This window comes from Paracoccus lutimaris, assembly GCF_003337565.1.
In the GTDB taxonomy this organism is placed as follows: domain Bacteria; phylum Pseudomonadota; class Alphaproteobacteria; order Rhodobacterales; family Rhodobacteraceae; genus Paracoccus; species Paracoccus lutimaris.
Genome location: NZ_QPJL01000007.1, coordinates 120025 through 132502, shown reverse-complemented (window position 1 = coordinate 132502; position 12478 = coordinate 120025). Strand labels below are relative to the sequence as shown.

The window sequence follows — 12478 nt, the reverse complement described above, 5'->3', positions numbered from 1 at the left end:
GTTATCCGCGCCTCAGACGCGGTCGAAATTGGTGGGCAGCACGATCATGTCACGGATCGTCACCGTGCGCTTGCGCGTCAGCATGTAGATGACCGCGTCCGAGACCTCCTCGGGGTCCATCAGGCTGCCCGATTCCTTGGCCTTGCGCAGGTTCTCCTCGGGCCAGTCCGCCAGCAGCGCCGAGACGACCGGCCCCGGCGAGACCTGCGCCACCCGCACCCCATGCGGGATCATCTGCCGGCGCATGCCCTGCACAAAGCTGGTGATCGCCCATTTCGAGCCGGAATAGACCGGCTCCCAATAGGTGGGGAAATGACCGGCGATCGAGCAGGTGACGATGATGTCACCGGTCTTGCGTTCGATCATATGCGGCACGACGTCATGGACGTTCTTCATCACCGCATTGACGTTGAGGTTCAGCATGCGGTCGATGGCGTCATTGCTGGTCTCGGTCAGGTCGCCGCCGATATAGGTCCCGGCATTGCAGTAAAGAATGTCGATATGACCAACCTTGGCAAGGATTTCCGGCACCATGGCGGCGCAGCTTTCCGCGTCCAGCAGGTTCGTGACCTGCGCGATGGCCTTGGGGCCCAGATCGGCGATCAACTCGTTCAGCGCGACCTCGTTCCAGTCGACCATGACCACGGTTGCGCCCTGATCCAGCAGTGCCCGGGTGGTGGCGAGACCGATACCCGAGGCGGCCCCGGTGATGACGGCGATCTTGCCTTGCAGTGATTCAGACATGTGTTTCTCCTGAATGATGGGTTGGGGCCGGGCTCAGCGCCATTCGCGGCCGATATAGATGGCAAGCAGGATGATCGCGCCTTTGATGACGTCCTGCAGATAGGGGTTGATGCCCATGAGGTTCAGGCCGTTGTTCAGGATGCCCAGCAGCACCGCCCCGATCAGCGTGCCAAGGATCAGCCCGCGCCCGCCGGCGATCGCGGTGCCGCCCAGAACCACGGCGGCGATGGCATCCAGTTCAAAACCGCCGCCCGCATTGGGCTGGCCGCTCATCAGGCGCCCGGTCAGGATGACGGCGGCCAGCGCGGCGGTCAGGCCGGAAATGCCATAGACCGCCAGCTTGACGCGCTGGGTCTTGACGCCCGAGAGCCGCGCCGCGGTCTCATTGCCGCCAAGCGCATAGACATGGCGGCCAAAGGCGGTGCGCTGCAACAGCACCCAGGCCACGGCATAGATCACGAACATGATGATGACCGGCACCGGCAGAAAGCCGATGCGCCCGACCCCGAACCACGAAAGCCAGCTTGGGATGCCGCTGATCGGATAGCCGCCCGAATAGATCAGGCCCAGACCGCGCGCCATGCCCATGGTGGCCAGCGTGACGATGATCGCGGGCATCTTGCCCCAGGCGACCAGCGCGCCATTGGCCAGACCGATGCCCAGCCCGATGAAGATTCCTGCCACCAGCGCCAAGGGCGCGGGCAGGCCCATGTTCACCATCATCCCGGTCGACAGCGTGCCGACCAGCGCCATGACCGCGCCCACCGACAGGTCAATGCCGCCGGTCAGGATCACGAAGGTCATGCCGACCGCCAGAATCGCCACGATCGAGACCTGCCTCAGCACGTTCATGATATTGCCGAGGCTGAAGAAATTGTCGCTGGCAAAGCCCATCAGGATCGACACCACAATCAACCCGATCAGCGGCAGCGCCAGCGGCGAATGCAGGATGCGGCCAAGGTTCAGGCCGGATTTTCCGGCCGCGCCGGTGTTTGCGTCATGCGACATTTTCAACTCTCCCGGTCGTGGCATGGGTCATGATTTCTTCGGAATTGATGCTGGCGCCCTGAACCGTCGCCACGATCCCGCCCGAGCGGAAAACGCAGACCCGGTCCGACATGCCGATCACCTCGGGCAGTTCCGAGGACACCATGATGATCGACCCGCCGGCGGCGGTGAATTCGCGCATCAAGGCGTAGATTTCGGATTTCGCGCCGACATCGATGCCGCGCGTCGGCTCGTCAAAGATCAGCACCCGCATGTCGTGGTTCAGCCAGCGGGCGATGACCACCTTTTGCTGGTTGCCGCCCGACAGCGTATCGACGCGGGCATGCGGCCCCTGCGCCTTGACGCGGACCTGATCCATCGCGGCCTTTGTCGCGGCCAGTTCCTTTTTCAGGTCGATGAACCAGTGCCCCTGCCGATACTTGCCGTAATTGTTCAGCGAGATGTTCTGTAGGATCGAAAAGCTGGTGATCAGCCCCTGTTCCTTGCGGCTTTCGGGAAGCAGGCCGATGCCATGCATCAGCCCCTCGGCGGGGTCGGAGAACCGCTTTTCGACGCCGTCCATCTTTACCAGACAGCGCGCGGCCGGCCAGGCGCCGAGCATCGCCAGCACGGTCTCCGTCCGCCCCGAGCCGACCAGCCCGGCAAAGCCCAGGATCTCGCCCTTGCGCAGGGTAAAGCCGGATACGGGGCCGCCCTTTTTCAGCTGCACCTTCTCGACCTCGATGATCGCGGGGGCGGCCGGGTCGGCAGCGGGTTTCGGCGGAAAGTTGTTCTCGATGCGGCGGCCGACCATCATCTCGACCAGCCGGTCATTGTCGACATCCGAGACCGCGCATGAGGCGACGAATTCGCCGTCGCGCAGCACGGTGATGCGGTCGCAGATCTCGAAGATTTCTTCCAGATGATGCGAGATGAAGACGATGGCCACGCCCTGCTTGCGCAATTCGCGCATGACCTTGAACAGGTGCTCGACCTCGGAGGGGGTCAGCGTCGCCGTGGGCTCGTCCAGCACAAGGATGCGGGCGTTCAGGGACAGCGCCTTGGCGATCTCGACGAATTGCTGCTCGGCCACCGACAGGCGATTGACCGGCACGTCCATGTCCACATCGACGGCAAGCTGGCGCATGATCTCGGTGGCGCGCTGGCGCATGGCGCGGCGGTCCAGCACGCCGAAGCGCCCGCGCAATTCGCGGGCCAGAAACATGTTCTCGACCGCGTTCAGATGGGGGATGAGGCTGAATTCCTGAAAGACGATGCCGACGCCGGCGGCGATGGCCTCGTCATAATCGGCGAAATGGCGTTCCTGCCCCTCGATGCGGATCGTCCCGGCCGAGGGCTGGATGATGCCGCACAGGATCTTCATCAGCGTGGATTTTCCGGCGCCGTTCTCGCCCAGAAGGGCGTGGACCTCGCCGGCGCGGACCTCAAGATCGACGCCGTGCAGGACCTCGATCTTGCCAAAGCTTTTCCTGATAGCTGTCAGTTCCAGCATGATGCCCCTCATCTCTTGCGGCGGGAAAAGGCCCGCCCCCGCGCGGCGCGCAGGGACGGGAGGCGGGGAGTGAGGTTACCAGCTGAACTCAGCGGCGTTCTTGGCATCGACGACCATGACGTCGATCGGCACTTCCTTCGGCACGACGCGCGCGCCCCATTTCTGCGCCAGCGCCAGCGCCAGACCGACGCGGACCTGATCGCGGGGGAATTGCGCCGTGGTCTCGATGAAGGGGCCGCCCTCGGCGATGGCCGTGACCGCTTCCGGCGCGCCATCGACCGAAACCAGCTTGATATCCTTGCCCGAGCCCTGAATGGCCGCGAGCGCACCCATGGCACCACCGTCATTGACCGAGAAGATGCCGGCGAGGTTCGGTTTCGACTGGATCATGTTCTCGACCACGCCCAAGGCGACCGAGCGGTCCTGACGGCCATTCTGGGTATCGACCAGTTGCATCTCGGGGAATTCGGCCAGCGCCGCCTTGCAGCCCTCGACGCGCTGCAGGATCGGCACGACCGGGATCCCGTCAAGGATCGCGACCTCGCCCTTGCCGCCCAGCGCCTCGCCCAGATATTTGCACGACATATAGCCCGCATCGCGGTTCTTTGAGCCGACAAAGGTATCGACGGGGCCGTTCGCGTTGGCGTCCACCGCGACCACGATCACGCCGGCGGCTTTCGCGGCATGGACGGCGGCCTCGATCCCGGCGCTGTCGGTCGGATTGAGCAGCAGGATGTCGATATCCTGTTGCAGCATGTCCTCGACATCCGCGACCTGCTTGGCGACGTCATGACCGGCATCGGTCACCACCACCTCGGCGCCAAGGCCGGCGGCGGCCTCGTTCAGCGCCTCCTGCATCGAGACGAAATAGGGGTTGTTCATCTCTTGAAAGGTCATGCCGATTTTCAGCTTGTCGTCTTGCGCAAAGGCCGGCGCAGCCAGCAGGGCCAGCACGGCCGAGGCGGTCAGAAGGGTCGATTTCATCTGGAATTTCCTCCCATTTGGATGAAGGCAGGCATGCCCTGCCCGTTTCCGGGCGACGCCTTGCCGCCCGAATTGGTGAAAGTCGCGGTATCGGTCGGTCCTATTCCGCCATGACCAGCGCCTTGTTGGCCGCGAATGTCGTGCGGAACTGGGACGGCGACATTCCCTTGAGCTTCAGGAAATGCCGGTTGAAGTTCGAAAGATTCGAGAAGCCGACATCATAGCAGATCTCGGCCACCTTGACGTCGGGATCGGTCAGAAGCATCTGGCAGGCCAGATCGACGCGAAGCTGGTTGCGATAGCGCACCAGCGTGGTCCCGGTATGGCGCTTGAAGGCGCGGGAGAATGCGCTGGGGCTTTGCCCGACCATCGCGGCCAGATCGCTTTCCTCGACCTGTTCGGTCAGGTGCTCGCGCAGATGCGACAGCGCGCGGTTGATGCCGCTGTCGCCGATCCGGGTCAGGTCCAGCTCGAAACTCAGGCTTGCCAGCACCTCATATTCGGGGGCGTTCACCAGCAGGTCAAGGATTTCCCAGAACAGCGCCAGCCGAAGCAGGCCATGCGCCTCGACCAGCCGCTCCATCAGCGGGCGGACGCGGGTGCTGGTGGCGTCATCGAACAACAGCCCCCGGCGGCTGCGTTCCAGCAGCGGACGCAGCGCCTGCATCTCCGGCATGGCGGCGGCGTCCTCGATGAAGTCCTCGGGGAACTGGATCACCAGCGAGCGGGCGGGCACGATCTCACCGGGCTGGACGTCGCTGATCCAGTTCTGCGGCAGGTTCGGGCCGGTCATGATCAGTTGGCCGGGGCCGAAGCTGCCGACATGATCGCCGATATAAAACGTGCCCGAGGTCGCGGTGACCAGATGGATTTCGTATTCGGGATGGTAATGCCAGCGCACGGTGCGGAACGGATAGCCATGCATCCACGCGGCGAAGGATTCGCCCTTGCGGATATGGACCAGTTCCAGATCGGGTTGCATTGCCTTCCTCCTCGGGGCGCGCGTCATGGGACCATCGGGCCGGGGCGCGCACCTCGTTCCCTGCGCAACCCCCAAGACGGATCCGGACGTCGATGACCAGCATAAGCCGGGCTTCTTTGGCGGCTCCACATCACCGCACAGAAATTAACGATACTTTTTTGATCCGGTTGCGACGGGAAACGCACATAGCAGTCGATGGCCGGAAACGGAACTCATGCCGCACAGCAGAAGGCCCGCGCCGCATTGCAGCAGCGCGGGCCTTGCAGGGCATGGGGATAGCTGTTTTCCTTGGATTTTCGCGCCTATCCGGCCAATCCCGGAAGGTCGCGCAGGCGCGGATAGGCGGCGCGATAAGCCTCATACTTTTTCGCATAGGCATCGGCCAAGGCGGCATCAGGAACAACCTCGGCGCGAACCGCCGGCTTGGCAAAGACCCGCTCGGACGTGTCGCCGGTGGCGCAGGCCGCCGCCAGTTTGGCTGCGCCGAAGGCGGCGCCGAAATCGCCGTCCTCGGGCTCCAGCAGCCGCAGCCCGGTGGCTGAGGCCATGATCCGCAGCCAGGCGCGGGAACGCGCACCGCCGCCCACGGCATAGGCGGCCTCGATGGGCGTGCCGGCCTTGCGCAGCGCATGAATGCAATCGGTAAAGGCCATGGCGACACCCTCCATCACCGCCTGGGCCAGATCAGGCAGGCCATGGGCTCGGCGCAGGCCGAAAAAGGCCCCGGTCGCATCGGGATCGTTGAGCGGCGTCCGCTCGCCCGACAGATAGGGCAGGAAGCTGACCGGAGAGGGCGTGGCGACGGTCTCGGAAACCAGCGCAGCCAGTTCCGGGACCGGGCGACCGGTGATCTCGGAAAGCCAGGTCATGCTGTCGGTGGCCGACAGGATCACCCCCATCTGGTGCCATGTCGCGGGCACGGCATGGCAGAAGGTATGGACCGCATCGCCGGTATTGGGCGCATAGCTTTCGGTCGCGGCGAACAGCACGCCCGAGGTGCCCAGTGACAGAAACCCCGTGCCCGGCGTCATCACCCCCATGCCGCAGGCGGTCGCCGCATTGTCGCCCCCGCCCCCGGCGACCGGCACGCGCGGCACGCCCCAGCGTTCGGCCAGATCGGCGCGCAAGCTGCCAGACACATCGCTGCCCTCGACCAGCGCGGGCATCTGCGCGCGCGACAGCCCGGTCGCAGCCAGCAGTTCATCCGACCAGTCGCGCCGGGCCACGTCCAGCCACAGCGTGCCCGCGGCATCGGACATTTCGGCGACATGCTCGCCGGTCAGCCATAGTCGCAGGTAATCCTTGGGCAGCAGCACCTTGGCGGTTTTTTCAAAGATCTGCGGCTCGTTCTCGGCCACCCAAAGCAGTTTGGGCGCGGTAAAGCCTGCCATGACCAGATTGCCGGCAATGCCGTGAAAATCGGCCCGCGCCGTCAGTTCCGCGCATTGCGGACCCGAGCGGCCGTCATTCCACAGGATGCAGGGCCGCAGCACGTTGTCCGCGGCATCCAGGAGCGTCGCCCCATGCATGTGCCCCGACAGGCCGATGGCCCGCAGGCGCGCCATCGCCTGCGGGTGCTGGCGTGCCAACTCGCCGATCACCTGCTCACTGGCGGTGATCCAGTCGGCGGGGGCTTGTTCGGACCAGCCGGGATGGGGCCTGCTGACGGTCAGACCCGCATGGGCCACGCCAATGGTCGCGAAGTTTTCGTCCACCAGCATCGCCTTGATGCCGGATGTGCCCAGATCCAGTCCCAGATACATTCCCGTCCCCTTATTCCGGCATCACGATCTGCAGCTTGACGTCAGTGTCGCGCGCCTCGACGGCGCGGTCAAAGCCGGCAATGCTGTCGGCAAACGGGATCGAGGCCGAAATCAGCGGTTTCAGATCCACCTTGCCCGAGGCGATCAGAGCGATGGCGCGGTCATAGACATTGGCATAGCGAAACACCGTCTCGACCCGCAATTCCTTGGCCTGAAGGGCGACGATATCGACCGGCACCGGATCGACCGGCATGCCGACCAGCACGATCGCGCCGCCCGGCCGCGCATGCGCCGCCATGCCAAGGATCGCAGGCGCAGCACCCGAGCATTCAAAGACGATATCGGCGCCCCAGCCATCGGTCGCCTCGGCCACGGCCTCGGCCAGCGGGCGGTTGCGGATATTGACGGTCTCGATGCCGTCATAGGCACCGATGATGTCCAGCTTGGGCTGCGCCAGATCGGCGACGATCACCCTGGCGCAACCGCCGGCCAGCGCGGCCAGCGCCACCATCATGCCGATGGGGCCGGCGCCGGTGACCACGGCCACGTCGCCAGGCTGGATGCGCGCACGCAGCGCAGCCTGCATGCCGATGGCAAAGGGCTCGACCATCGCGCCTTCGGCAAAGCTGACATTCTCGGGCAGCTTGTAGGTAAAGGCGGCGGGGTGGATGACCTCGGGCGTCAGGCAGCCATGGATCGGGGGCGTCGCCCAGAAGGTCACCGCCGGATCGACGTTATAGATGCCCAGTTTCGCCGCGCGCGAGGTCGGGTCGGGGATGCCCGGCTCCATGCAGACGCGGTCGCCGGGTTTCAGATGGGTGACGTCAACGCCGGTCTCGATCACCGTGCCAGCGGCCTCATGGCCCAGGACCATAGGCGCGTTGACGATGAAATGTCCAATCTTGCCATGGGTATAGTAATGCACGTCCGAGCCGCAGATGCCGACCGTATGCGTCTTGATGCGCACATCCTTTGGTCCCAGCGCACCGGGAATATCGAATTCCCGTAGCGAGAGTTTGCCCTTTTCTTCCAGAACCAGCGCTTTCATCGCGTCCTCCCATGGCATGCCCAAGGGCTTTGATGGCGGGTCCGGGCGGGGAATGTAAACAAAAACCCGCAACCCGCCGCGCCAATCATGACGCTGCGGCAAAATCCTATCGGGAAGGGGTAAGAAAGCGGCGCAGTTCCGCCCTCATGGATGCCTGTGCCCGCAGTCCTGGACGCGGGCGCAGGCGGGGCGATTCGTCCTAATCCTCGCCGCGGCGGTCAGGCGGATCGGCGGGCCGGGCGCGGGCAATGGCGGTCAGCTCGGCCTCGGGCAGGTTGTCATGCATCTCGCGCGCCAGATCGCGCAGCGAGACGGGGCTGATCTCGCCCCGCCGTGCCGCCAGTGCCATGACGGCAGCACGCTGGCGGCTGCGGCTGGTTTCGCTCACTTCATCAGCCTTTCCTTGATGACTGGGCCGACGGCGCCGAAATCCATCTGCCCGGCGTAATGCGTGCGCAATTCAGCCATGACCCGGCCCATGTCGCGGATCGACTCGGCGCCAAGATCGGTGATGGCCTTGTCGATGGCGGCGCGGGTTTCCGCATCATCCAGCTGACGCGGCAGATAGGACTGGATCAGGGCGATCTCTTCCAGTTCGCGCTCGGCCAGTTCCAGCCGGCCACCCTCTTCATAGGCCTTGGCCGATTCCTGCCGCTGCTTGACCATCTTGGACAGGATCGCGGTCAAGTCAGCCTCGCTCAACCCGTCCTTGTCGCCGCCGTCGCTGCGCGCGGCGATCTCGCGGTCCTTGATCGCGGCCGAGATCAGCCGCAGCGTCGACAGCCGCGCGGGTTCCTTGGCCTTCATCGCCTCTTTGGTGTCGGCCAGAATACGGTCACGCAGTCCCATGGGATCCTCGCTGAATGGTTCGGGGCGGGGTGGTGCCCGGCTTCGCCCCTGCCGTCAAGTTCCCCTGACATCCGGGCGCCCCCGGTGCAGCATGCCCCAACCGGCCCCCGGCGTCAAAGTTCCGCGACCGACCGCCTTCCGCCTTGACGCCCGCCCCCCCTTTACCTAGTTTCCCGGCGATTTAGCCGGAGAGTCGCAGATGCCCCAGAAACCGACCGCATGTCTTGCACTTGCCGACGGCACCGTTTTCTATGGGCAGGGCTTCGGCGCGGCCGGCGAGGTGGTGGCGGAACTGGTCTTCAACACCGCCATGACCGGCTATCAGGAGATCATGACCGATCCCTCATACGCGAGCCAGATCGTCACCTTCACCTTTCCCCATATCGGCAATACCGGCGTGACCGCGCAGGATGACGAGGCGCCCGAGCCCGTCGCCTCGGGCATCGTGGTGAAATGGGACCCGACCGAGCCCTCGAACTGGCGCGCCAGCAGCGATCTGGTCGAATGGATGGCGCGGCGCGGCCGCATCGGCATCGGCGGCATCGACACCCGCCGCCTGACCCGTGCGATCCGCCAGCAGGGCTCGCCGCATGTCGTTCTGGCCCATGATCCGCAAGGAAATTTCGACATTGCCGCGATGATCGCCCGCGCCCGCGACTGGAAGGGGCTGGTCGGTCTGGATCTGGCCAAGGACGTCAGCTGCCGGCAAAGCTATCGTTGGGACGAAGGCCTGTGGGCCTGGCCGGGTGAATTCGGCAAGGGCGATGAGGCGAAACCCTTCCGCGTGGTGGCGCTGGATTACGGTGCGAAACGCAACATTCTTCGCTCGCTGGCGCAAAGCGGCGCCGAGGTGACGGTCCTGCCCGCCACCGCCACCGCCGACGAGGTGCTGGCCCATGACCCCGAGGGGGTGTTTCTGTCGAACGGCCCCGGCGATCCGGCCGCGACCGGCGCCTATGCGGTGCCGATGATCCGCGAGCTTCTGGCCCGCGACATGCCGATCTTTGGCATCTGCCTTGGCCACCAGATGCTGGCCCTGGCGCTGGGGGCCAGGACCATCAAGATGAATCACGGCCATCACGGCGCCAACCATCCGGTCAAGGATGTGGAAAGCGGCAAGGTCGAGATTACCTCGATGAACCATGGCTTTGCGGTCGATGCCCAGACCCTGCCCGCCGGCGTGATCGAGACCCATGTCAGCCTGTTCGATGGCAGCAATTGCGGGCTGCGCATGGCCGACAAGCCGGTCTTTTCGGTGCAGTACCACCCCGAGGCCAGTCCCGGTCCGCAAGACAGCGCCTATCTGTTCGACCGCTTCGCAGACGCGATGCGCAAGCGCCGCGCTGCCTGAATTCCTGCCACCCGCGCCGGACCGCCCATATGTTGCCTTCCGCAACGTTAACTTGGGTGGGCGCGGGCCATTAACCCGTTCTTAACACCTGCCATGCCAATGAGGGGTCGACCTTGGACCCCGAACGGAAATGCGCATGGCTCGCCGCACCGCTTTCCTCAACCTCGTGCCGACGCGGCCCGAACCGGCCGCGGTGCCGGCTGCCGCGCCGCCGGTGGCGGCGAAGCCGGTTCAACCCCGCAGCCTGCGCCCTCTGGGCCAGATCCTGATCGAGGATGGCGCGGTCGATCCGCATAACCTGATGAAGGCGCTGGTCATGCGCCAGCGCCAGTCCGCCCGGCTTGAGGAAATCCTGCTGACCAAGGGTTGGGTGCAGGAAGCGGCGCTGACCCGCGCCCTGTCGCGGCAATGGCGCACCAGCATTGTCGATCTGGCCGCCCTGCCCGCCGATCCGCGCCTGATCGATGCGCTTGGGGCAGATCTGTGCCTGGCCGAGGGGATCGTGCCCTGGCGCCGCGTCGGCGGCGTGACCTTTGTCGCCACCGCTCGCCCCGAAGCATTCGACGCGCTGCGCCCGCATCTTCCCGAAAGCTTTGGGCCGGTGCGCATGCTGCTGTGCTCGGAAACCGCCGCGCGCGAGGCGATTCTCGCACAACGCCGCACCGCGCTGATCCGGCAGGCCGAAATGCGCGTGGCACCGCAGGAAAGCTGCCGCACCCGCAACGAACGCCGCACCGCCCGCATCGCCGTTTTGCTGATGGCGGGCGCGGTGCTGGGGCTGGCCTTTGCACCGCTGATGGTGGTGGCGCTGCTGACGCTTTGGGCGGTGCTGGCGCTGATCGCCTCGACCACGCTCAAGCTGTTTTCGTTCCGCGCCATCCTGCGCCAGCACGCCCGCCAGTCCATGCAGGATCTGGCGGTGGCGCAGGGCCACGCCACACGCCCGGAAATGACGGCACCCCTGCCGGTCATTTCGGTCATGGTGCCCCTGTTCGCCGAGGCGGATATTGCCGACAAGCTGATCGGCCGGCTGGCCTGTCTGGATTACCCGCGCGAGCTGATGGATATCCTGCTGGTGGCCGAGGAAACCGACCGCGTGACCTGCCAGGCGCTTGAGGATGCGGCCCTGCCGCGCTGGATGCGCGTGGTCAAGGTGCCGGACGGCCCGATCCGCACCAAACCGCGGGCCTTGAACTATGCGCTGAATTTCTGCCGTGGCTCGATCATCGGCATCTGGGATGCCGAGGACAGGCCCGAGCCGGACCAGCTGCACAAGGTCGCGCGCGGCTTTCATTTCGCGGCCCCCGATGTCGCCTGCCTGCAGGGCGTGCTTGATTACTACAACCCGCGCAGCAACTGGCTCGCCCGCGCCTTCACCATCGAATATGCCTCGTGGTTTCGCGGTACGCTGGCGGGCGCGGCGGCGCTGGATCTGGTGGTGCCGCTGGGGGGAACGACGCTGTTCTTTCGCCGCGATCTTCTGGAAAAGGTCGGCGGCTGGGACGCGTGGAATGTGACCGAGGATGCCGATCTGGGCGTGCGCCTGACCCGGCGCGGCTATCGCACGCAGATGCTCGACACCGTCACCCACGAAGAGGCGAATTGCCGCCTTGTCCCCTGGGTCAAGCAGCGCTCGCGCTGGCTCAAGGGGTTCGCGATGACCTGGGGCGTGCATATGCGCGACCCGGTGGCCTTGTGGCGCGATCTTGGCGCGCGGCGGTTCATCGCGTTGCAGGTGCAGCTTTTCGCCGCCGTCTCGCAATATCTGCTGGCACCGGTTCTGTGGAGCTTCTGGCTGCTCAGCTTTGGCCTGCCACATCCGCTGCAGGGCATGCTGGGCGGTCCTGCGACGGCGTGCCTCTTTGGCCTGTTCATGCTGTCCGAACTGCTGAATATCTCGATCGGCCTTTGGGCGGTGCGCGGATCCCGCCACCGCCATCTGCTGCCATGGGTGCCGACGATGCATCTTTACTTCCCGCTGGGCTGTCTGGCCGCGTGGAAGGCAATCTACGAGGTCGTGGTCAAGCCCTTTTACTGGGACAAGACCCAGCACGGGGTTTTCGATTCAAGCGCCGAGGATGTGCTGGTGACTGCACCTGCAACGACAAGATCGGGGCAGTTGATTCCCTTGGGGGCCGCACAGAAAGGCGTGGTCTCGACCGTGTCCGCCCCTGCACAGATCATGGCCAGCATCGAATCGGCTGTGGGCGCGCCCCGGACCCTGATCCCGCTGCTGGGCGAGGTGCGATAGCGGCGG

Annotated in this window: 11 protein-coding genes; 2 read left to right on the top strand and 9 right to left on the bottom strand. The window is 65.2% G+C overall.

Features of this window, described 5'->3' with window-relative positions; genetic code table 11:
• Nucleotides 1–12 precede the first annotated feature (12 nt).
• From DFP89_RS08660 to DFP89_RS08620, 9 genes are all read right to left on the bottom strand, one after another.
• Complete coding sequence (locus DFP89_RS08660; RefSeq protein ID WP_114348985.1) at nucleotides 13–744, bottom strand: SDR family oxidoreductase; 732 nt, start codon at nucleotides 742–744, stop codon at nucleotides 13–15.
• A 33-nt stretch (nucleotides 745–777) separates the two neighbouring features.
• Nucleotides 778–1752, bottom strand: coding sequence for an ABC transporter permease (locus DFP89_RS08655; protein ID WP_114348984.1), 975 nt, complete (start codon nucleotides 1750–1752; stop codon nucleotides 778–780).
• Entirely contained in the window at nucleotides 1742–3244 is a 1503-nt protein-coding gene (locus DFP89_RS08650; protein ID WP_114349046.1) for a sugar ABC transporter ATP-binding protein, read from the bottom strand. The genes DFP89_RS08655 and DFP89_RS08650 overlap by 11 nt, the downstream gene beginning before the upstream one ends.
• A gap of 75 nt (nucleotides 3245–3319) precedes the next feature.
• Nucleotides 3320–4228 (bottom strand): ABC transporter substrate-binding protein, encoded by a 909-nt coding sequence (locus DFP89_RS08645; protein WP_114348983.1) that lies wholly within the window; start codon nucleotides 4226–4228, stop codon nucleotides 3320–3322.
• A gap of 100 nt (nucleotides 4229–4328) precedes the next feature.
• Complete coding sequence (locus DFP89_RS08640; protein WP_114348982.1) at nucleotides 4329–5210, bottom strand: AraC family transcriptional regulator; 882 nt, start codon at nucleotides 5208–5210, stop codon at nucleotides 4329–4331.
• Nucleotides 5211–5512: 302 nt separating this feature from the next.
• Entirely contained in the window at nucleotides 5513–6973 is a 1461-nt protein-coding gene (gene xylB / locus DFP89_RS08635) for a xylulokinase (RefSeq protein ID WP_114348981.1), read from the bottom strand.
• A 10-nt stretch (nucleotides 6974–6983) separates the two neighbouring features.
• Nucleotides 6984–8021, bottom strand: coding sequence for an NAD(P)-dependent alcohol dehydrogenase (locus tag DFP89_RS08630; protein ID WP_114348980.1), 1038 nt, complete (start codon nucleotides 8019–8021; stop codon nucleotides 6984–6986).
• A 199-nt stretch (nucleotides 8022–8220) separates the two neighbouring features.
• Nucleotides 8221–8409, bottom strand: coding sequence for a DUF3008 family protein (locus DFP89_RS08625; RefSeq protein WP_114348979.1), 189 nt, complete (start codon nucleotides 8407–8409; stop codon nucleotides 8221–8223).
• Nucleotides 8406–8870, bottom strand: coding sequence for a GatB/YqeY domain-containing protein (locus tag DFP89_RS08620; protein WP_114348978.1), 465 nt, complete (start codon nucleotides 8868–8870; stop codon nucleotides 8406–8408). The genes DFP89_RS08625 and DFP89_RS08620 overlap by 4 nt, the downstream gene beginning before the upstream one ends.
• 199 nt (nucleotides 8871–9069) lie before the next feature.
• On the opposite strand from DFP89_RS08620, the gene carA reads away from it, so the two are divergent.
• Together carA and DFP89_RS08610 are read left to right on the top strand one after the other, a co-directional pair.
• The gene (gene carA, locus DFP89_RS08615; protein WP_114348977.1) at nucleotides 9070–10221 is read left to right on the top strand and encodes a glutamine-hydrolyzing carbamoyl-phosphate synthase small subunit; all 1152 of its coding nucleotides are present in this window, start codon (nucleotides 9070–9072) and stop codon (nucleotides 10219–10221) included.
• A 136-nt stretch (nucleotides 10222–10357) separates the two neighbouring features.
• On the top strand, nucleotides 10358–12472 hold the full coding sequence (locus DFP89_RS08610; protein ID WP_114349045.1) for a glycosyltransferase family 2 protein: 2115 nt from the start codon (nucleotides 10358–10360) through the stop codon (nucleotides 12470–12472).
• Nucleotides 12473–12478 lie beyond the last annotated feature (6 nt).

Coding starts and splice junctions, on each gene's coding strand:
- DFP89_RS08660 (WP_114348985.1), bottom strand. CDS start 744: ATGTCTGAATCACTGCAAGGCAAGATCGCCGTCATCACCGGGGCCGCC.
- DFP89_RS08655 (WP_114348984.1), bottom strand. CDS start 1,752: ATGTCGCATGACGCAAACACCGGCGCGGCCGGAAAATCCGGCCTGAAC.
- DFP89_RS08650 (WP_114349046.1), bottom strand. CDS start 3,244: ATGCTGGAACTGACAGCTATCAGGAAAAGCTTTGGCAAGATCGAGGTC.
- DFP89_RS08645 (WP_114348983.1), bottom strand. CDS start 4,228: ATGAAATCGACCCTTCTGACCGCCTCGGCCGTGCTGGCCCTGCTGGCT.
- DFP89_RS08640 (WP_114348982.1), bottom strand. CDS start 5,210: ATGCAACCCGATCTGGAACTGGTCCATATCCGCAAGGGCGAATCCTTC.
- xylB (WP_114348981.1), bottom strand. CDS start 6,973: ATGTATCTGGGACTGGATCTGGGCACATCCGGCATCAAGGCGATGCTG.
- DFP89_RS08630 (WP_114348980.1), bottom strand. CDS start 8,021: ATGAAAGCGCTGGTTCTGGAAGAAAAGGGCAAACTCTCGCTACGGGAA.
- DFP89_RS08620 (WP_114348978.1), bottom strand. CDS start 8,870: ATGGGACTGCGTGACCGTATTCTGGCCGACACCAAAGAGGCGATGAAG.
- carA (WP_114348977.1), top strand. CDS start 9,070: ATGCCCCAGAAACCGACCGCATGTCTTGCACTTGCCGACGGCACCGTT.
- DFP89_RS08610 (WP_114349045.1), top strand. CDS start 10,358: ATGGCTCGCCGCACCGCTTTCCTCAACCTCGTGCCGACGCGGCCCGAA.